We start from the raw sequence: 21,016 nt of genomic DNA on the forward strand, positions 1-21,016 counted from the left end.
TTTTCTATCTTATTGTTTTTATTGATTCTTATGTCATTAGTAGTGTTGCATATTGCAAAGCAAATATAGATCAAAAAATATATATTGCAAATATAAATGATATTTGTTCTTATTCGCAATATTGTTATTTTATAAACTAAAACGGAATTAGAAAATGAACATGAGATTGACCTTGTCCCCTCTTGCTTTGGCAATTGGCGGAGCCTTGGCGGCCGTGGCTGGTGTGTCAACTGCAGTGGCGGAAGAACAAGCCACTGTAGATGAAACAGTGCAAATTATTGGCCATCAATACGAAGGTTATGCAGAGCATATGCCTCAGTCAGGAACCAAAACGGATGTCGAGTGGTTAGATGTGCCACAAGCGGTATCGGTTGTTACAAAGACAGAAATGGAAGACCGTGGCGCGGTACGTTTAGTGGATGCACTTGATGGTGTCGCAGGGGTTAACAATACTCTGGGTGAGGGAAGCCGAGACCAATTTGTGATTCGTGGTTTTGATGCACTCAACGATATCTACCGTGATGGTATGCGTGATGACGGGACTCTGCAATCGTACCGAAGCCTAGCGAATATCGAACGTGTCGAAGTGGTAAAAGGCCCTGCGGGCGCACTTTATGGCCGAGGCTCCGCGGGCGGTATCATTAACTTGGTCACCAAGCGAGCTAACGGTGATAACTTCACCAACGTAAATGGCAGTGTTGGCAGCAACAATTTGTTTGTTGGCCAAGTTGATAGTTCGATGGCGCTTAGTGACAAGGTCAGTGGTCGTATCAACGTGGAAAGTCGACAGTCTGATTCCTATGTAGACCATGTCGACTCTAATGATTTCTTTATTGCGCCAACAATTCGAGTGATGCCTTCTGATGGACACATTATTGATCTCGATGTCGAATATGCGCACCAAGAGTTAGTGCCATATCGTGGTGTTCCATCAAAGAATGGTAAGCCTGTCGACGTCTCTGAAAGCACGTTTTACGGTGGCACGAATGACTATCAAGAGTCAGACAGCATTCGTGTTGGCGTTAATTATGAATGGCTTTTGAATAGCGAATGGGCATGGACAAACCGCGCAGCATACAACCATATCGAACTTGAGCAAAAGGGTACACGCCAAGGGACGGTAACTGGGAATGGAGTATCTCAGAGTGTAAATAACCTCGGTTACGACCCTCGTACCACGACGACTCTTCAATCTGAGCTAGTTTGGGAAACGGATTCGAACCAAATGATGATCGGTGCGGATTATAATCAGGTCAATATCGACCTAATGCTCGCAAGAGATGAAACCTTACCTCCAAAAGATATCTACAACCCTGTAGCAGGCCCTACACCTGATCCGGGGTTTAAACCTACCCGCGACAACACCACAACGACCACTGGCGTTTACATTCAAGATGTTTATACCTTTGGTGATCTTTCAGTGATCGGCAATGTGCGTTACGACTCGATGGAGCTTGAACAGCAAAAAGCGGGCTCAGCAAAAGAAAATCTAGACGATGACAAAGTGAGCTACCGTGGTGGTTTAGTCTACCGTCTCAACAACGATATGTCAGTGTACGCAAGCTTAGCTCGCTCATGGCAATTGCCTTACTCGGGTATTTATATCAATCCTAAATTGGCTGAATTCTTCCATACGGATCTAAAAGAAGTGGGTGCAAAAGCTTACTTACTAGATAACGCCTTGATGCTTAATGCCGCGGTCTTCCAAATTGATCAAGAGCAACCAGAAACGAATATAGACGGAGACGTTGTTAACAAGATCGAAGCTCGCCACCAAGGTATTGAGCTAGAAGCTCGCGGTCAATTTACTGAGCAGTGGGATATTTCTGTGGGTTATAGCTACCTCGATGCAGAAAACAAAGAGACAGGCAAAAAGCCGAACGATGTGTCTGATCACCTGTTTTCGCTTTGGAGCACTTATCAGCTAGACGATAACTGGCGTTTAGGTGGTGGCGTGAAATACGTAGGTGACCGTTACGCGGGTAATGATGAAGCTGTAGCGCTGGGTGACTACACCACGGTTGACTTGATGGCAGCGTACACCACGGGTCGTCACAAAGTTCAAGCGAACGCTTACAACGTGCTTAATGAGAAATACATTCTGGGTGCAACCAACGGCACGTCTGGTACTAACCAGATTGGTTACGGAGCGCCAGCCGAATTCATGCTCAGCTACGGCTATCAGTTTTAAAAGCTAATTATGTTCTAAGAATGAGTTCATTTCTAAGAGCTCTTTCTACTCTAAAAACGATTGTTTTGTTCGCTACGAATGAGTGAACAGTTGGTCTTATTTTGAGGCCATTTAGCCCATAGGGTCAAAGCGCCGATATAACCGAAAACACGGCCTTTGATCCTAACCTGCCTACTTAGGAGATTTTCATGCCTTACCAGAATTTGGATGGTAAACCCTGTACTCAATCACACCAAAAGTTGCGTCTAAGTACCCTTGCAATGGCCATCGCTTCAGTGACTTCCATGAGCGCATTTGCAGCGTCTGATCCTCAAACAACGACTATGGAAACGGTTGTCGTGACAGGTAGCTTGATCGGTAACTCAGAGCTAGAGGATGTGAAAGAGTATCCGGGAGCGCGTACCGTTCTAACTAACGAACAAATTAAAAAGACTGGCGCACTTTCGATTGATTCGGCCTTCCAAAGTGTACCGGGCATTAAGGTTCAAGACGAAACGGGTACCGGTGTATTGCCTAACATCTCGGTGCGTGGCTTGAAAGCCAGCCGCAGTGGTCATGCTCAATTTCTAATGGACGGTGTGCCACTGACTCTTGCGCCTTATGGTCATACCGGACAATCTATTTTCCCTGCGACTCTGTCGATGCTTGACCGAATTGATATCGTGCGTGGTGGCGCTGCTGTGCAGTATGGGCCAAACAACGTGGGTGGTGTGATTAACTTGGTGACTAAGCCTATTCCACACGAGTGGCAAACGGAAATAAGTAATCGCTTTACTGTATTCGAGGGTGGCGATACGCCACTTAATGATTTTTACCTGCGCACGGGTGGCTGGTTAACCGATACGCTTGCGCTTCAAGTCGAAGGTAATTTTCTAAAAGGTGAAAGCTTCCGTGAACATTCAGACACCGATGTCAAAAACTTCCAAGCTAAGTTGCAGTGGTTACTGAGTGATACTCAAGAACTACAAGCTTTCGTGCAGCGTTATGATGCCGACACGCAAATGCCGGGCGCTTTATCGCCAGAAGATTACGAGAATGACCGTACCCAATCTAAGCGCCCTTATGATGAGTACCAAGGTAAATCGACACGTTGGAGCTTAAAGTACTTACATGATTTGAATATTGCTGATAGTGCAGAGCTAGAAGTACTGACCTTTGGCCATCGTTCTGAGCGTTTCTTCCAGTGGGGTTACAACAGTACTAAAGGTGTGGAGTGGTCTGATCCGTCGCAGCCATCTACTGATATTCGTACGTCACCACGTGAATTTAAGGTGTATGGGGTAGAGCCGAAACTTGCGATGTATTTTGACGGTAATACCGTGACGCAAAATGTGATTGTGGGTGCGCGCTATGTTAACGAAGACATTGATTACAAGCTCACTCAAACATCAATTTCTAGTGGAGTAACCACAACGCCACGCGATTGGCATTTGGATACTGACGCTTTTGCTGGTTACATCAGTAACGAAATCGGCCTGTTCAATGATGTACTGAAAGTGACGCCGGGTATTCGCTATGAATCAATAGATATGGCATTTTACGATCTAGGTAAGGCAGAAAAGACAAATAACAAAGTGACAGAATGGTTGCCTGGTTTAACGGTGGCGTACCATCTAACTGAACAATGGGTAGGTTATACCAATGCTCAGAAATCTTTGCGAGCACCACAAATTGCTTACATCCGTGGTAAAGGTGAAGAGGGCAGTGAACTGGCATGGAGTTATGAGTTGGGTGCTCGCTACAACCAAGATTCAACCAGTTTCAATGTAGCGCTTTACCGAATCGATTTTGAAGATCAGCTTCAATGGCAAAAAGCGACTGAAACTTTCGACAATATTGGTAAAACCCTCCATCAAGGTGTTGAACTCTCTGGTCGTTATATTCCTCAAGCGATGCAAGCTCTGAGTTTAGGCGCTGGCTATAACTACTTAGATGCAACGTTAGAGGAAGAGGGTGCAAACAAAGGTAATCAACTTCCATATACGTCTAAGCATCAATTTAGCTGGGATGCGACTTACGCGTTTAGCAAGTTAGATACGACTTTGTCTGGTTATTACTTTAGCGAATCTTATTCTGACAATGCGAATACAAGTGCTGAAGATTCAACGGGCGCGACAGGTAAAGTGCCTGCTTACATGGTTTGGAACTTCAACCTAGGCTCGGATTTGTACAAAGATGAGAACAGTAAGCTGCGCATGAACTTTGCGGTGAACAACCTGTTTGATGAGGACTATTACTTCCGCGGTATTGATACCAGCCCGGTTGGTCGTTATCCAGCACCGGGACGTTCTTACACTTTGGATCTGAATTATCAGTTCTAATACGTAATTTATTGAAAGTAATAACGAATAAAAGTCGCCAATACTCTTGGCGGCTTTCACGGTTCTAGCGTTTAAGGAAAATTAAATATGGAAAACAGCTCCCGACTCTTGTTTTCGAATCCATTGCAGCTGTCGAACGGACTGTTGTCATTTAATCGGCCGTTTTTATTCAGCAGGATAGCGATAACCTTAGCTTTGCTGATTTTAAGCTTGTCCTCAATCTCCAGTTCAGCACAAACTAGGATCATACAAGACGAGCAGGGTCAGTTTGAGATAGCGACTACCCCGCAACGTATTGTGGTGTTGGAGTTTTCATTTGTAGATGCACTCGCTGCGGTGGGTGTTTCTCCTGTTGGCGTTGCTGATGACAATGATGCTTCGCGAGTGATTCCGGCGGTACGTGAATTGGTTCAACCATGGGAATCGGTTGGCATGCGTTCTCAGCCTAGCTTAGAAGCCATTGCGGTATTAAAGCCTGACCTGATCATTGCTGATGCAGAGCGTCATCGTACTGTCTATCAAGATCTACAACGTATCGCACCAACTCTGCTGCTTAAAAGCCGCGGCGAGACGTATCAAGAAAATTTGGAGTCTGCGCTCAAGATTGGCATCGCTCTCGATAAACAATCGTCAATGGAACAACGAATTCAACAACATCAACACGCCATGGCCGAATTCAAAAGTCATTTCTCGCTCAAACAAACCGTCCAGTTCGCTGTCGTGTCGGATAAAGGTATGTGGTTACATAGCCCAGCGTCTTACGCAGGAGGGGTGCTGACCACATTAGGCATTGCGAGCCCAATTGTGAAACCAACAGAGAAGGCATATTTGCCAACCAGCTTTGAGTTGTTGTTGAAAACCAACCCGGATTGGTTACTCCTTGGCGCTTACTCTCATCCAAATATTGTTGATGATTGGCAGAAAAATCCGTTATTCAATGTACTAACCTCTGCAAAAAAACAGCAAGTTGTAGAAGTTTCTCCAGCACTTTGGTCATTGAATCGAGGCATGTTAGCGGCAGAACAAATGGCGAAAAATATTGAGCAGATCTTGGATCCATCATGAGTACGATGTTGTTCTCTAAAAGTAAGCGATTCTGGCCAATACTGTCGTGGCGAGTCACATTATTTGCGGCATTAGTGTCGTGTTTGGCACTATCTGGTTACGCGGCTTCTATGACCGGGTGGTCTAATTTCTCATTAACATTGAGTGACTTGATTCACTACTGGTTTGCGTTTGATGAAAGCAACATGACTCATCAAATATTGGCGACATTAAGAGCCCCAAGAGCTTATGCGGGGCTATTGATTGGTGCGAGTTTGTCTGTCGCTGGGTTATTGATGCAAGGATTAACGCGTAACCCACTGGCGTCTCCATCGATTCTTGGCATTAACGCTGGCGCAGCCTGTTTTATGGCGTTGGCTGCGATAGGTATACCGGTAGTCAGTGAGCTAAACCCAATCCTCAATGCAGTTCTTGGCGCGTTGCTAAGCGGAGGGGCCGTGATGCTTCTCGGTGGTTTCTTCTCCGAACGTTCTCATCCGTTACGTTTGGTTCTAGCCGGTATCGCCATTACGGCGTTATTGCTCGGACTGACACGAGCGGCGCTGATTCTTGCCGACGATATGGCTTATAGCGTCTTGCATTGGCTTACTGGCTCACTGTCTAGTGTCGATGATGAGCAATGGCAACAGCTTTGGCCGCCTGTAGTGATTGGTTTGGTGTTGGCAATGAGTCTTGCTCGTAACCTCAACTTGCTGGCACTTGGTGAAGAGGTAGCTGTTGGGTTGGGCAGTAACATCAGATTTACTCGCTTCGTGAGTGGACTGACGATCGTGTTGCTTGCTGGCGCAAGCGTCGCTATCGCAGGGCCAATTGGCTTTGTTGGGTTGTTAGTACCTCATTTGGTTCGACCTATGGTTGGGCACAATTATCATTTACTGATTCCTATTTCAGCATTGGCAGGCGCAGCATTAGTGTCTTGGTCAGATGCGCTGTCGCGAGCGATTGCTTTCTCGACTGAAACACCCGTTGGTGTTATTACTGCTTTGCTCGGGACACCTTGTTTTATTTTGATTGCGACGAGGAGATCTTAATGCACCACCACACTAAGATAGTTTTGTTATCCGGGATTCTCATATTAGTGGCATCTGCGGGTTTGTTTGTCGGTGCAGCGTCACTTTCTATTCCTCAAGTCATCGAACATTTGGTCGCATTTTCCAGTGACGACTTTGTTACCCATCAGTATCGGCTACCACGCATGTTGCTCGCGATAAGCGTGGGCGCAGGGTTAGGGCTTTCAGGGGTATTAGTGCAAGGCGTGATACGTAATCCGTTAGCATCGCCTGATCTTATGGGTATTAGTGCTGGAGCAGGACTTGCTGCGACAGCGAGTTTAGTTTGGTTCCCAAATGCACCAGTCAGTGTGCTTCCTGTGGTGGCGATGTTCGGTGGGGTATTGGCTGCTGGACTGATTGCTGCATTGGCCTGGTGGTCAAGGCCAACACCCGCCAAATTGGCGCTGATTGGTATTGCGGTGAGTGCGTTTCTGGCCAGTTGTATCGACTTCTTGCTGGTCACCAACCCAATAGAGATCAACACGGCCATGGTGTGGCTAACAGGCAGTCTTTGGGGCAGAAATTGGCAGCAAGTCCCGTTTGTTTGGAGTGCTCTGCTCTTGTTATTACCCATGGCATTATGGCTTGCTTGGCGATTAGATGTGATGGGGCTTGGCGAGGAAAGTGCAACCACATTGGGCACTAAGCCAAAACAGATTCAGGCTCTCGCGTTATTGGCCGCTGTATTGCTTGCCAGTGTTAGCGTTTCTGTTGCTGGAACGATCAGTTTTGTGGGTTTATTAGCACCTCACTTAGCTCGCTTGTTGTTTGGGCATAATCATAAGTTGTTAATCCCTGCATCTGCACTGGTAGGGGCAATTCTGGTTACCAGCGCTGATGGGTTAGCTAGAGGTCTACAACCACCGATTGAATTACCAGCAGGCGTTCTAACTTCCGTGATTGGCGCGCCATATTTCATCTTTCTTCTCTATCGTTATCGAGGTTGGTAACCATGCTTAAAACGCAGAATCTTTCCGTCGCGTACGGCAAACAAACGATCATACCGAACCTGTCGGTTTCTATCCCTAAGGGAAAAATCACCGCATTGATAGGACCTAACGGTTGCGGTAAATCCACCTTATTGAAGACGTTAGTCAGAATTAACAAGCCAGTGGCTGGAGATGTGTTGTTTGAAGACAAACCGCTATCAAGCTATGGCGATAAAGCGCTTGCTCGTTCGTTGTCACTTCTTCCGCAAATCTTAGTCAGCCCTGAGGGGATCACGGTAAGAAAATTGGTCGAATATGGCCGTTCGCCTTATGTCTCTCATTGGGGAAGGCTAGGGCTGGACGATCAAAAGATTGTCGAACAAGCAATGCGAGATACAGGTGTACTTGAGTTTGCTGATAAGCCGGTTGAGTCACTGTCTGGTGGGCAGCGTCAAAGAGCATGGATTGCGATGGTAATTGCACAAGATACGGACGTAGTGATGTTGGATGAACCGACCACATACCTTGATATGTCTCACCAAGTGGAATTAATGAACCTGATGCAACAGATGAATGCTAAAGGAAAAACGGTGGTTGTTGTGTTGCATGACCTGAACCAAGCCAGTCGTTATTGCGACCATTTAGTGGTTTTGGAAAAAGGGTGCTTAATAGCGGAAGGCTCGCCTGATGAGGTGATGACCGAAACGATGCTCAGTAACGTATTTGATCTCAAAGCGAGCGTCTTTCGAGACCCTATTTCAAATACACCAATGTGTGTCGCGATGTAGTTATCTGCTCAGCACAACGAGATCACCAAGGTACAAAGAACAGAACACTGGCAAGGAAGCCACATTAGATTAGGTCGTCTAAACTTAAAGTTTGTATGTAGTCAAAGTAGAACAATTTGGGCTCTAAAGACGTTCTCGAAATAAATGCAAATTAGTGCTTTACCTCAACCTAACTTGAGGTATTAGGATATGCAACGTTGCTTACGAGAATACTTTAAGGAGAGAAGAATGATCCAACTTGAACATGTAAATCTAGTGGTAAAAGACATCCCAGAAATGCTGGTTTTCTATAAAGCGGCATTCCCTCATTGGTATGTTCGTGACGAGGGAAAAGGGGAGTGGTCGGGTAAGCCACGTAACTGGTTGCATTTCGGCGATGAGTACCAATACATCGCATTGAGTGATCACGGAGAGGGTGAGAACAGAGATTTGGCTGGGCATTCTGTTGGCCTCGCACACTTCGCTTATGTAACCAATAACATTGAAAGCGTCACTCAACGCCTTATTGATGCAGGTTTCCCGATTGCTAAGCCCGGTGCCGAAGAACCTTATCGCAAGAACGTCTACTTTGTGGATCCGGCTGGCTTTGAAATCGAGTTCGTTAAATATCTGAGTGATGATCCCAAACTTCGTAATGCGACAAGTTAGTAGAATGATAGTAGGGTAGAAAGTACTTAAAGGGCATTGTGGAATTTTCCGCAATGCCCTTTTTTAGATCAATTGACTAGCTGAGGGTTAGTTTGGTTGTCTACTTAGCTTTAAATGGCACCAATAGTTGTTTGCCAAACACATTGATTAGCGCGCCAGTTACGATTAGACCACCACCTAGGTAAGTCCAAACTGATGGGATTTCGTTGAAGATCCACACGCCTAACAGTGCCGAGAAGACAATCTGAACGTATGAGTAAGCCGAAGCTTTACCCGCGGCTTGTGTCTGCATCGCTTTGGTTAAACCGTATTGGCCTATTTGTGTGAAAATCCCGACTAGAACCAACATCATGGTTAGGAACAAACTAGGCCATACAAAGTCATTCCAGATAAGGGCTGTTGAGATTGGTAGAGCTACCAGTGGGAAGTAGAAGATGATGACTGAGCTGTCTTCCGTTTGGCTAAGCTTTCTCACAATCACATAAGCAATTGAGCTACCAAATGCGCCACATAACGCCACCATTATGCTAAATAGCGGTAACTCGCTGCTCGTGCCACTGCTCATGCTTGGCTGAACCATTACTAATAACCCTGCTAAGCAGAACGCAATGCAGATCATGGTCGATTTTTGGACGCGTTCTTTCAGAAATAGCACACCGAGCAATGCGGTAAATACGGGATGTACGTATTGTAGAATGGTCGCTTCTGCTAACGGTAGCGTGGTCACAGCGTAGTAAACACACATCAGTGCTGCGGTGCCAACTGCACCTCGAACAAACAACAAAGGTTTGTTATTTCCCCAGATCGAAATGCCTTTTCGTTTAACGTCGATATAACTGATGATCAAAGACACCAAAGCCCTTGCTGCAACAATTTCGAATACAGGTATGCCGTAGTTGCTGATGTATTTCACACACGCTGACATCAGTGCGAATCCAAAAGCAGAGAGGATCATGAACCTAACCCCTACAGGGATCATTGAAAAAGAGAAAGAAGGCATAAAAATATCAATCGGTTGAGGGAACAGGAATCATAACTTAGTTTAGAAGAGCCGACCAAAGTCTTTGTCCTGTTCTGGTCAACTTGATTCAATTAATTCTCATTTCAGATTACTTCGTTTTTTATCTCACATAAGATCGGTTATAGCTCAATTTTATAAAATCAACATCAACAGAAGGTGACGCTAATTCAACTCTGATTTATCGGTCGTTTTAATTGTCTTTCTTAGTCATATCATTCTCGTGAATTTATAATAAGAGATATGTTCTATGAAACCGTTCAATACCCTACTCATATCCACGCTCGCGCTTTGCTCTTTCAGTCCAGCTACTTATGCAGATACCATCTTGCACGCTTTCAACTGGAAGTATTCAGATGTGACAGCCAACGCCAATCAAATTGCTCAAGCCGGTTATAAGAAAGTACTGGTTGCTCCCGCAATGAAATCGAGCGGCAGCCAATGGTGGGCGCGTTACCAACCTCAAGATCTTCGCACCATTGATTCACCTCTCGGCAACAAACAAGATCTAACCGCAATGATTGCCGCTCTCAAAGGTGTGGGCGTCGATGTTTACGCCGATGTGGTGCTCAACCATATGGCAAACGAAAGCTGGAAGCGAAGTGACTTGGATTATCCGGGAGCCGAAGTACTAAACGATTATGCGAGCCGTTCAAGCTATTATGCTGACCAGACTCTGTTTGGCAATCTGGCTCAAGGTTTTGTATCCGCTAATGACTTCCATGCCGCGGGCTGTATTTCAGATTGGAACGATCCCGGTCATGTTCAATATTGGCGTTTGTGCGGGGCTGATGGCGATGTAGGTTTGCCTGATCTCGATCCAAATAACTGGGTAGTTTCGCAGCAGCGCTTATATCTGAAAGCGTTGAAGGATATGGGTATCAAAGGTTTCCGAATTGATGCCGTCAAACACATGAGCCAGTACCAAATCGACCAAGTGTTCACGCCTGAAATTACAGCGAACATTCATGTGTTTGGTGAAGTGATCACCAGTGGCGGGGCAGGGAACAGTGGCTATGAGTCATTCTTAGCGCCTTACCTGAATAATACTAATCACTCCGCGTATGATTTCCCGTTGTTTGCGTCGATTCGTTCGGCGTTCTCAATGGGCGGTGGCTTGAACCAACTGCATGATCCAAAAGCGTACGGCCAAGCACTCGATGACAATCGTTCGATCACCTTCGCGATCACACATGATATTCCAACCAACGACGGCTTCCGTTACCAAATTATGGATCCACAAGATGAGCAGCTTGCTTACGCTTATATCCTTGGGAAAGATGGCGGCACGCCGCTGATCTACAGTGATGATCTTCCGGATTCAGAAGACAAAGATAATGGTCGTTGGGGCAATGTTTGGAATAGCTCGAATATGAAGAATATGCTTAGTTTCCATAACGCGATGCAAGGTAAGTCGATGACGATAATTTCGAGCGACCAATGTACTTTGCTGTTTAAGCGTGGCAAAGAAGGCGTTGTTGGAATTAACAAGTGTGGCGAAACGCGTGGCGTGACGGTTGATACCTACCAACATGAGTTCAATTGGCATGTTCAATACAAAGACGTATTAAGCAGCGCGACAGAAACCATTTTTTCTCGCTACCATACGTTCAATCTACCACCGCGCAGTGCACGTATGTTTAAGCTTTAATGCTTATTCTCTAGAGCGAACACCACTGGTAAAAAGCATAAGCCGCAGTAAGTTCTGCGGCTTATTTGTATCTAAGCTTAAGGCTTATCGTTACTGTTGATCGCTAATAACACCAAACCAATGATTCTGATGAGACAGTGCTTTCAGTAACTCGATCTCTTTTTCTGTCTCTTCTCTAAGCCATTCAATAAGGTCGTTGATGATATGCGTGTGACTACGCTGGTGAATGAAGTAAGTCCAAGCACTGTGTTGGATCTTTGCATTCTTAGGGCAGTACAAGAAGCCTCGTTGGAGATCTTGTTGAACTAACAACAGATCTGTGACCGTCACCCCCTCACCGGATAAACAGGCACTGAGTGCCATATCTAAAGATAAGAAGCTGGTATTTCTGACGGGTTTCTTCGGTGGGGATTCAACATCAGCTAGCCATACTTTCCAATCATGGTGATCTAAGGTCGGGTGCAGCCTTGGTAAGGTTAAGATTGAATCGAGGTCGGTGTCTTTAGTGGTTAAGCTAGTAGAACAGACCGGCGCCATGAACTCTTCTCGCAAGAAGGTGATGTCTGGTGCCTTGTCATAGCGTTTTTTGAAGCGCGTGTGGAAGATCAGTAGGTCATATTCGCTGCTGTTGATTGATTCGTCTTCCTCAATCACAGGAACTATGACGATCTCATATTCCTGATAACGCTCGTTTAATTCTCTGACTTTAGAGATCAATACCCGCGTTGCGAAACTCAAGGTTGCTTTGATCACGATACGTTTCTGCTTCGGCTCACTCCAAGAGGCGATAACAGCTTCGATATTGCCGTAGCTTTCTCGCAAAGCGACATACAAATCATGACCTTGTACCGTTAATTCTATGGCTCGATGCTTACGAATAACCAGTGATGCGTTTAGCTCATCTTCAAGCTGTTTGATCTGTCGGCTAATCGCACTTTGCGTTACATGCAGCTCTTCGGCAGCCAGAGTAAAGCTCATCAGCCTAGCGGCAGCTTCGAAAGCTTTTAAGCCATTATGTGACGATGGCAAGCTAGGATATGGGGTCATAATTCGTTCGCATGAGTTTATGGAATGTTAGGGTCGCAAATTTATCAATTGAACGCTAGCCCCATCGATCGTATTTTGGGCGAAATTAACTGAGGCGCTCATGAAAAAAATACTCACTCTTGCATTCCCTTTGATCATTTCACAGCTGATATCCATGGCGTTAGTCCTTACTGATGTTTGGATGATGTCGCGTATCAGTGTGTCAGCCCTTGCGGCTGGTGGCTTAGGTGCCTCTATTTACTTCTTCATCTTTATTATTGCGAGCAGCACCGTCGGTTGTGTCGCAAACCTGATCGCAATTGCTTATGGTCAGCGTGTCGCACGCCCAGAGTTTGGTAATACTCAAATTAGATTGGCCGTGAAAGGCGCAACCATGTTGGCGTTCGTACTCAGTGTGACCTTAATGGCTAGCTTCTGGTTTGCTCCGCTGGTATTAGAAGCAGCCAAACAGCCGCCAGAAGTGATCACTTTAGCCATGGAATATGTCCATGCCTTGAAATGGGTGATGTTGCCTTCGCTTATCTTGTTGGTGCTGCGTGGCTTAACCAGTGCGTTTGGTAATGTGCGTTCGATTCTGGTGATGTCGATAATCACAGTGATTCTGAATGTGCCCGTGAGCTACTTCCTCACGTTCCAGCTCGATATGGGATTAACAGGCTTAGGCTTAGGCACGGCTATCGCAGCATTCATCGTGATGGTTGGATACACAGTGTGGGTGTTTAAACGTGACGAGTTCAAACAGTTCGCACCTTGGCTAAATACCGAAGAGTACTCCATCAAGCTGATGAGCCCTTTGTTGCTAATGGGTTTACCTATCGGCTTAGCGGCGTTACTTGAGCATGGCTTGATATACGGCGGCACCTTAATGGCGGGCACGATCAGTATTGCTTCGTTAGCCTTGCACCAAATCCTGCTGCAATGCCTAAGCTTTACTTGGAACTTCAACTTCGGTTTCTCGCAAGCTGCCGCAATTTTAGTAGGTCGTGATTATGGCGCAGGCAACTACGAAGGCATCAAAAGAACCTCAATTCAAAGCTTTATATTGGTGTCGGTATTGAGTGTGGCCTTGTCTGCTGTGTTCATCATATGGCCTGAAATGATTGCCTCTATCTTCAAATTAGATGACGGCACTGGTGCAATGACATCGCTATTGGCTTCTGTTATCTGGGTAGTGGCGTTGTGCTTTATTGTTGATGCTTGGCAACTACTGGCGATTAACCTGCTAAGAGGGATGAAGATTGTCTCTATGCCAACCGTGATGACTGCCATCGGTTACTGGGTATTTGGTCTACCTGCAGCTTGGTATTTGATGCCAAAATTCGAATTGGCAGGGATCTGGGGTGGAATCGGCGTTGGTTTAGGCGTGACAGGTATTCTATTGCTGATCCATTTGATGGTCGTTCTAAACAAGAGCAGTAAGACACCAGACTTAGATTGTTCAGCTTACTCTTAATTAAGTTAGTTGATAACGAAAAAGCCGCAGTCATCAATGACTGCGGCTTTTGTTTATCTAAATTGATCCTTGGGGGAATGAATCAATATCAGGATGTAGGGAGTACCTATTGGTTATAAGGTAGCTTTATTGCCAGACTACTTTCCACCAGAGAGCACTGATTTCATCATGGTTTTGAATTGCTCTTTTTGCTCTTCAGTCAACACGTTATAAATGTTGTTCTTAAGACGCATTTCTTGCATTACCATCGACTTCTCGGTTGCTTGAACCGTGTCGATGACATTTTCCATTTCAGCTTCATCGAATTCTGGCTGAGTTACTAGGGAGAGCTGTTTCTTCTTAAGCTCTATCGCTTTATCCATATCAATCTCTGTTCGATCGGATTGATAATCTTCAATAAGAGAGAACACTTCCGCTTGTTGCTCTTCGGTTAGATTCAAAGAAGCAATGACCATTTGCAGTGGGCTAAGCGCTGGCTGCGGCGGTTGTTGTGGTGTTGAAGCACTCACAAACGGAGCGGTAACGAGTAAAGCTGAAGCAGTTAATACACAAAGCGACTTTTTCAGTGATTTCATTGAGTTTCTCCTGTTAGTGGAAACATGAGTATAGGTGAGTAAGCTGAACTCGATATGAACATGTCGTTCAGTTAAATTTGCTGAGTTCATTGCGTTCATTTAGTTACCTTTATCTAAGCACGGCACGACTTAGACCTTGGTCTTACAGAAACCGAGCTAAAAGGTGACTAGAATGATTTGAGTTGCTCACCGTTTTATCAAGGAATACACAAATGGAAGTTGGATTGTTCTGGGCTGAAAAAGGAATGCTAGTGCTTGGCGCACTGTTTGTTTTGACGAGCATGATGCAGTACGGAAGACGCAGTAGCGATTGGAAAGGCGTAATTACGATGTTCTACAAGCGTATCCCAATGAACATAGCCGAATACAAATGGTATCGTTTGGGTATCGCTTTGCTGGTATTTGCTGTGATCATACGTTTCGCATTACTGATTCTATGGCCTTCATATCAGTTCTAGTTCTTCATACTATCTCTCTTATCATGGGTACATAAAGCCGATAAATGAATGAGTAAACCGAGCCTTAATAAACCCGCTTATTAAGGCTACTATTATATAAAATAGTGCTATTACTCAACAGGAAGGAGTGGCTATTACCTTTGTAGCATATTGTTTTTCATGAAGAATAATACGAAATAATAGCTTACCCACTTGTTTCATCATTCTTACTAATAATCTGCACATAAATCCATTCACCCCGTACCTGATACCATAATGTTCTGTTACACTCGTTCGAATTAGCTTAAATTTGTTAGTGGTGCATTTATGTCGTTCCCAGTTCTTATATGTGATGATTCTGCATTAGCAAGGAAGCAGATGGCTCGGTCACTGCCTAGTTCTCTAAATGCAGATATAACTTTTGCTGTTCATGGGCTCAATGCACTTGAAGAGCTCGCTCAAAACCAATTCAAACTGATGTTCCTCGACCTCACCATGCCGGAATTAGATGGCTATGGCACATTGGAAGAGATGCAACGTTTAGGTGACACCACGCCTGTTGTCGTTGTTTCTGGTGACATACAACCAAAAGCACAACAGAAGGTGATGGATCTTGGCGCCAAAGCGTTTTTGCAAAAGCCGATCGATAAAGAAGCGCTCAAAGCTATTTTGCGCGAGCATGTCGAGCCGCCAAAACAACCTCAAATCATTACTCCAACCGCTTTAGAACTGCCAATACTTCGCAGACGTGATATCTATATGGAAGTCGCGAACGTAGCGATAGGCCGTGCAGCCGATGCATTGGCGCGCCACTTTAATGTATTTGTTCACCTACCGCTGCCGAACGTCAACATCTTCGAAGTGAGTGAATTGCACATGGCACTTCGTGACCTAGCCGACAACGACCAAGTATCGGGTGTTTGCCAAGGCTTCAGCGGAGAAGGGATTGCAGGTGAAGCACTAGTTTTGTTGAGTGATTCCAGTGTGAGCGATCTTAAGAAGCTCATGAAGGTGCCAACCGAAAGCGAACAGCTTGAAGAGTTAGAACTACTGATGGATGTGTCGAATATTCTCGTTGGCTCATTCTTGAATGGACTAGGGGAGCAATCAGAAGTTCGTTTCTTCCAGAGTTCTCCTGTGTTGCTAGGTCAACACATCTCGATTGATTCGGTCATCGAAAATACCAGTGGTTCGTTTAAGAAGACCATGACCTTCGAAGTAAGCTATAACATTGATGGCACTTCTATCCGTTGTGACCTTCTATTTATGTTCGTTGATGAGTCTCTGCCTCTTCTAGACAACAAATTGGCCTATCTAATGGAGGAGTTTTAATATGCTGAATCTTCCTGCTGAATTTGAACAGTTCCACTGGATGGTCGACATGGTTCAAAACGTCGATATGGGGCTGGTGGTCATTAACCGTGATTTTCAGGTACAAGTCTGGAATGGTTTCATGACACACCACAGTGGCAAGCAATCGCATGATGCTATTGGTAAGTCGATCTTTGAGTTATTCCCTGAAATCCCAGAAGAGTGGTTTAGGCTGAAAACCAAGCCAGTCTATGACTTAGGCTGTCGCAGCTTCATTACATGGCAACAAAGGCCTTATCTGTTTAAGTGTCGTAACGTTAGACCAGTAACCCAACAAGCTGATTTCATGTATCAGAACGTCACGCTAAATCCGATGCGCTCGCCAACAGGCCAAGTGACCTCATTGTTCTTGTCTATTCAAGATGCGACTGCAGAAGCGTTAGTCTCTCAAAAGAACTAGCACTGAACCTAAAGAGTGAATAAAAATGGCTAAGGTTAACCACCTTAGCCATTTTTTTGCTTTTTATTCTTCAATTGACCTTAGAGGCTTCGATCTCTTTCATCTACTCACTCTAAATTTTCAATGTTTACTCTGCTTTTCGCTCAGCGAACTTTCTTTTTTCGAACCTTCTTCCTCAAGAATCTAGATTGAATGAACTACCAGACGCCAAAGAAGCATGATTTTGGTTGTTGGTGGTTTATAAAGTTTGGCTTTTTAGGGGGCTTTTAATAGAGGCTGGGATTTGGATTGTCGAAATCAAATGAAGCTTGCCTTCAAAATCGAGTGCATTGAAGCGTGTTTCTCTTAGGTGAGGTTAACCAGCAACACGATGAGTTTGCCTAATTTGGACGAAAACAGAAATAATTTGGAAAAAATCGAATTTATTTAAGAAAAAAGGCATTTTTTTGTTGGAGAAAAGTGTGATTTTTATGTGATCTCGAGGCACTTTCTTCACATATTTGCTTAATGAAGGCGATATTGTGTGAAAGAGAGAGGAAAACGATTGCGCAATAAACCGACAACGTTTGCGTGATTGGTTCGCTAAGTTATTAATTAGTAAGAATTTAGTAAGAAGGTCGAGCTAGGGAGGTTTTACCAGATATGGAATCTTTGAGAGGATAACACAAAAAAAAGTGAAATATCAGACTTGCTGTTACTAAATCACGACCTATAATGCTGAAAACCGGAGCGTCTGCCAACGCTCCGGTTTTTTTGTGTCCGAAGAAAAGTAAACTCGTCTGCCAACGGTTTTACTACGCATTTCGCGAGAGACACATAATTTTATGAATCAAGGAAAACACTATGCGTATCGAACAAGAACTTAAGTTAGGTTTCAAAGATGTACTCTTCCGTCCGAAGCGTTCTACCCTTAAAAGCCGTTCTCAAGTTGAATTAACCCGCGATTTTACATTCAAGCATAGCGGTCGTCAATGGTCTGGTACTCCAGTAATTGCAGCGAACATGGATTCGGTAGCAAGCTTTGAAATGGCAGCTGCTCTAGCAGAGCACGGTGTTATGACGGCAGTACACAAGCACTACACAGTAGAGCAGTGGGCTGAGTTTGCTAAAACAGCAGACAAGAAAACACTGAACAACGTATTTGTATCAACAGGTACATCTGAAGCTGAGTTTGAGAAGACTAAGCAAATCATGGCGCTTAGCGAAGACTTCGTATTTATCTGTATTGATATCGCTAACGGCTACTCAGAGCACCTAGTTGAGTACGTACAAAAAGTACGTGCAGAATTCCCGAACAAAGTTATCTCTGCGGGTAACGTTGTAACGGGTGACATGGTTGAAGAGCTAATCTTAGCGGGTGCAGACATTGTTAAGGTTGGTATCGGCCCTGGTTCTGTTTGTACTACTCGTGTTAAAACAGGTGTAGGTTACCCTCAACTTTCTGCAATCATCGAGTGTGGCGACGCAGCACACGGCCTTGGCGGCATGATCATTGGTGACGGTGGCTGTTCATGTGCGGGTGACGTATCTAAAGCGTTTGGCGGCGGTGCTGACTTCGTAATGCTAGGCGGCATGCTAGCAGGTCACTCTGAGTCGGGCGGTGAAGTAGTAGAGCAAGACGGTAAGCAATACATGAAGTTCTACGGCATGTCTTCACAGTCGGCTATGGACAAGCACTCAGGTGGTGTTGCTAAGTACCGTGCTGCGGAAGGTAAAACTGTTTTACTTCCATACCGTGGTTCAGTTCACAACACTATCTCTGACATCCTCGGTGGTGTACGTTCAACTTGTACATACGTAGGCGCAGCGAAGCTTAAAGAGCTAACTAAGCGTACGACTTTCATCCGTGTACAAGAGCAAGAGAATAACGTATTCGGTAAAGAGTAATCTGAACGAGTTCGAATAGTTTGAAAATCAAGAGCCGCTTTTTAGCGGCTCTTTTTTTTTGAAATCGTTAATTCGCGACAAAGTGGTGGAAGAAAGTTTTTGATAGTGTGGACAGCATGTTGGGTGGGTGCGAAGTGAGCCTATCTCACTAGCTCTTGGCGCTGATCGGATGCAAGAGCTTTAATCATTTCAAAAACTAACTGAGAAGTAGTTTTGTCCGATGGACTAAGAGTATGAGTGAAGGCTAGGTTCATTACGAAGGAATGGCCACATTCGGGGCAAACTACTCTTATATCACACCATAGACTTATCGGAATGATAAGCCCACGGTACTAAATTGTGGTGATGATTTACACAGTTTTATCATTTTAGAGACATCTTTTTCTATTAGTAAATGGGCGTACTTACCTAGATGAACCATAGCTGTCGGACTATGTAGAAAAATTCTGTATTTTGTGAAGTGATCAATCATCAGCGAAAGTAAGGTATTGATCGTATTGCATATCAGTGTGTATTCTCCCTGTATAAGATTACTAGATAGAAAAATTCTGTATGTAAATGCAGAATTTTTTGTCTAATAAAGCTGTTAGCAGGAGAGAAGGAATATTTGATGTCAGTTGAAGAAGTGGTTAGAGGTTTTATTGAGGAAGTAAGGTCGGGGAAACAGCTAGATTTAGTTAACAAGTATCTAGCCCAAGTAGTTGTCGCTCATCAAATTGTATCTGGAGTCTCACAAGCAATTGAAAGAACTCCTGAAAACTATCGTGAACACGTCGAAGAGTTTCTAGAGGCTTACGGTAATTTTGACCTCAAAGTAGAAGAGTTTTTAGTTCAAGGAGCGAAGGTCTACGTACGTTGGCGTCAAGAAGGTCGCCATGAGGGAGTCATTTATGGTTATGAGCCTACAGGTTTAGAACTTTCTACAGTAGGAAGCGCAGTGTACCGAGTCAGTGAAAACCAAATAGCGGAATATTGGATTCAGCAAGAGAATCAAGGTTTAAGAGGGCAGTTGGAAGAAAACCTTAAGAAATTCAGCTAACAAGTATTTAAGAGTGATTCGTAACGCTTGGCGTTGTTTTTCCCTTAATAGAAGATAAGTTTTATATGAGGAAATATGATGAATTTTGAAAATTGGTTAGCGTTTTGCTCAATTGCATTTATTGCAGCAGCAATTCCTGGTCCTGCGATATTGCTAATATCAACGCATAGTCTAGAGTTCGGGGCTCTACGTGCTCTTATTACCGCAGCGGGTAATGTGACTGGACTTTTTATTATGTCTACTTGCTCTATATTGGGATTAAGCGCGCTAGTGATTGTTTCTTCAACAGCTTTTTCGATCATAAAAGTAGTTGGGGCGTTATATCTTTTGTATATGGGAATAAAGCTATGGCGTAGTGGTGTAAACCTAAAGACAGCCGACAGCATATACCAAACAAAATTTAGTGCTTGGAGCCTTTATTCTCAAGGACTTCTGGTTTCATTAACAAACCCAAAAGCTATTATATTTACATCTGCACTTTTTCCACAGTTCATTAATACTTCAGAGCCTTTATTTATTCAATTTTTAATATTAGTTATTACTCTAATGATGTGTTCATTTTTATGTTTGCTTTCATATTCTCTTTTAAGTCAAAAGCTAAAAACTGGGACTAAAAAATTTGTATCAGGGAGCATTATTGGAAAGGTGTTTGGAACTACATTTATCAGTGCTGGTGCAGCTTTGGCAATTTCAACTCAGAGATAATTGAGAATTAGTACAAGTTTGAAGTGCTACTATCTCAGATAGCCACCCTTGCGGTGGCTTTTTTGTGCCTGTTAGATAGCCTGAAAGCTACGTGCTAGATGATGAAATTTCTATGATTAGAACGTTGAATAAAGGGATAAAAACAGAAACTAATCCCTAATAGAATTGATTTGTTAAGCTACTTAGTAACTCGATTGTTATTAGTTGGGCGGTTTTTTTAGGTGAGGGGTTCAATTTATACATTTGGGGATAATCTTCATCGGAAAAAGTGACCATAGCCAGTGAGCTTTCTGTATGGCTTAGAGCTAATTTTTATAAAATCATAGTGTTAACTCTGAAGTTACGTTCGATTATTTCCGCCTGCGCGCTACTCAGTTGTAGCTAAGCCTTGGCTAATGAGCCTAAAACAGTTGCCTATGAGTCAAACAAACCAGGAACC

At 44.2% G+C, this 21,016-nt stretch carries 18 protein-coding genes and 1 pseudogene; 15 read left to right on the forward strand and 4 right to left on the reverse strand.

The window, feature by feature from the left end; translation table 11 throughout:
- Positions 1 to 154 precede the first annotated feature (154 nt).
- The 7 genes from CWO27_RS01315 to CWO27_RS01345 all read left to right on the forward strand — a co-directional run bounded on the left by CWO27_RS01315 (position 155) and on the right by CWO27_RS01345 (position 8,994).
- Complete coding sequence (locus CWO27_RS01315; RefSeq protein WP_107898416.1) at positions 155 to 2,191, forward strand: TonB-dependent receptor; 2,037 nt, start codon at positions 155 to 157, stop codon at positions 2,189 to 2,191.
- A 188-nt stretch (positions 2,192 to 2,379) separates the two neighbouring features.
- Positions 2,380 to 4,512 carry a TonB-dependent receptor family protein gene (locus CWO27_RS01320; RefSeq protein ID WP_107898417.1) on the forward strand — a complete coding sequence of 711 codons (2,133 nt, stop codon included), beginning with the start codon at positions 2,380 to 2,382 and terminating at the stop codon, positions 4,510 to 4,512.
- Positions 4,513 to 4,599: 87 nt separating this feature from the next.
- Positions 4,600 to 5,577 (forward strand): Fe(3+) dicitrate ABC transporter substrate-binding protein, encoded by a 978-nt coding sequence (locus CWO27_RS01325; protein WP_107898418.1) that lies wholly within the window; start codon positions 4,600 to 4,602, stop codon positions 5,575 to 5,577.
- Positions 5,574 to 6,608 (forward strand): FecCD family ABC transporter permease, encoded by a 1,035-nt coding sequence (locus CWO27_RS01330; RefSeq protein ID WP_107898419.1) that lies wholly within the window; start codon positions 5,574 to 5,576, stop codon positions 6,606 to 6,608. Before CWO27_RS01325 ends, CWO27_RS01330 begins: the two co-directional genes overlap by 4 nt.
- Entirely contained in the window at positions 6,608 to 7,579 is a 972-nt protein-coding gene (locus CWO27_RS01335; RefSeq protein ID WP_107898420.1) for an iron chelate uptake ABC transporter family permease subunit, read from the forward strand. Before CWO27_RS01330 ends, CWO27_RS01335 begins: the two co-directional genes overlap by 1 nt.
- A gap of 2 nt (positions 7,580 to 7,581) precedes the next feature.
- On the forward strand, positions 7,582 to 8,346 hold the full coding sequence (gene fecE, locus CWO27_RS01340) for a Fe(3+) dicitrate ABC transporter ATP-binding protein FecE (protein ID WP_102432978.1): 765 nt from the start codon (positions 7,582 to 7,584) through the stop codon (positions 8,344 to 8,346).
- Between the two features lie 228 nt (positions 8,347 to 8,574).
- A complete protein-coding gene (locus CWO27_RS01345; RefSeq protein ID WP_102432979.1) occupies positions 8,575 to 8,994 on the forward strand; it encodes a VOC family protein in 420 nt (139 codons plus the stop codon).
- A 100-nt stretch (positions 8,995 to 9,094) separates the two neighbouring features.
- Here CWO27_RS01345 and CWO27_RS01350 read toward each other — a convergent pair whose 3' ends face one another.
- Positions 9,095 to 9,994 (reverse strand): DMT family transporter, encoded by a 900-nt coding sequence (locus tag CWO27_RS01350; protein WP_102432980.1) that lies wholly within the window; start codon positions 9,992 to 9,994, stop codon positions 9,095 to 9,097.
- A gap of 268 nt (positions 9,995 to 10,262) precedes the next feature.
- On the opposite strand from CWO27_RS01350, the gene CWO27_RS01355 reads away from it, so the two are divergent.
- Complete coding sequence (locus tag CWO27_RS01355; protein WP_107898421.1) at positions 10,263 to 11,663, forward strand: alpha-amylase family protein; 1,401 nt, start codon at positions 10,263 to 10,265, stop codon at positions 11,661 to 11,663.
- Positions 11,664 to 11,753: 90 nt separating this feature from the next.
- On the opposite strand, the gene CWO27_RS01360 is transcribed toward CWO27_RS01355, so the two are convergent.
- The gene (locus CWO27_RS01360; RefSeq protein ID WP_107898422.1) at positions 11,754 to 12,710 is read right to left on the reverse strand and encodes a LysR family transcriptional regulator; all 957 of its coding nucleotides are present in this window, start codon (positions 12,708 to 12,710) and stop codon (positions 11,754 to 11,756) included.
- Positions 12,711 to 12,810: 100 nt separating this feature from the next.
- On the opposite strand from CWO27_RS01360, the gene CWO27_RS01365 reads away from it, so the two are divergent.
- Positions 12,811 to 14,163 carry an MATE family efflux transporter gene (locus tag CWO27_RS01365; protein WP_048659891.1) on the forward strand — a complete coding sequence of 451 codons (1,353 nt, stop codon included), beginning with the start codon at positions 12,811 to 12,813 and terminating at the stop codon, positions 14,161 to 14,163.
- 137 nt (positions 14,164 to 14,300) lie between these two features.
- Here the strand turns inward: CWO27_RS01365 and CWO27_RS01370 are convergent, their stop codons facing one another.
- On the reverse strand, positions 14,301 to 14,738 hold the full coding sequence (locus CWO27_RS01370; RefSeq protein ID WP_107898423.1) for a Spy/CpxP family protein refolding chaperone: 438 nt from the start codon (positions 14,736 to 14,738) through the stop codon (positions 14,301 to 14,303).
- Positions 14,739 to 14,950: 212 nt separating this feature from the next.
- Between CWO27_RS01370 and CWO27_RS01375 the strand changes: the two genes are divergently transcribed.
- From CWO27_RS01375 to CWO27_RS01390, 4 genes are all read left to right on the forward strand, one after another.
- On the forward strand, positions 14,951 to 15,196 hold the full coding sequence (locus tag CWO27_RS01375; RefSeq protein ID WP_010430578.1) for a hypothetical protein: 246 nt from the start codon (positions 14,951 to 14,953) through the stop codon (positions 15,194 to 15,196).
- Positions 15,197 to 15,502: 306 nt separating this feature from the next.
- Positions 15,503 to 16,507, forward strand: a complete 1,005-nt coding sequence (locus tag CWO27_RS01380; protein ID WP_019821697.1) for a response regulator — start codon at positions 15,503 to 15,505, stop codon at positions 16,505 to 16,507.
- 1 nt (position 16,508) lies between these two features.
- The gene (locus CWO27_RS01385; RefSeq protein WP_048606084.1) at positions 16,509 to 16,946 is read left to right on the forward strand and encodes a PAS domain-containing protein; all 438 of its coding nucleotides are present in this window, start codon (positions 16,509 to 16,511) and stop codon (positions 16,944 to 16,946) included.
- A gap of 843 nt (positions 16,947 to 17,789) precedes the next feature.
- Positions 17,790 to 18,833, forward strand: coding sequence for a GMP reductase (locus CWO27_RS01390; RefSeq protein ID WP_060980457.1), 1,044 nt, complete (start codon positions 17,790 to 17,792; stop codon positions 18,831 to 18,833).
- A 140-nt stretch (positions 18,834 to 18,973) separates the two neighbouring features.
- Here the strand turns inward: CWO27_RS01390 and CWO27_RS23710 are convergent.
- Positions 18,974 to 19,111: pseudogene (locus CWO27_RS23710) on the reverse strand (transcriptional regulator); the annotation flags it as partial.
- A 332-nt stretch (positions 19,112 to 19,443) separates the two neighbouring features.
- Here CWO27_RS23710 and CWO27_RS01400 point away from each other — a divergent pair.
- Positions 19,444 to 19,872 (forward strand): ester cyclase, encoded by a 429-nt coding sequence (locus tag CWO27_RS01400; RefSeq protein ID WP_017104805.1) that lies wholly within the window; start codon positions 19,444 to 19,446, stop codon positions 19,870 to 19,872.
- Positions 19,873 to 19,947: 75 nt separating this feature from the next.
- Positions 19,948 to 20,577 (forward strand): LysE family translocator, encoded by a 630-nt coding sequence (locus CWO27_RS01405; RefSeq protein ID WP_017104804.1) that lies wholly within the window; start codon positions 19,948 to 19,950, stop codon positions 20,575 to 20,577.
- Positions 20,578 to 21,016 lie beyond the last annotated feature (439 nt).

It is taken from the genome of Vibrio sp. 10N.286.51.C3 (assembly GCF_003050065.1).
Taxonomy (GTDB): Bacteria; Pseudomonadota; Gammaproteobacteria; order Enterobacterales; family Vibrionaceae; genus Vibrio; species Vibrio crassostreae.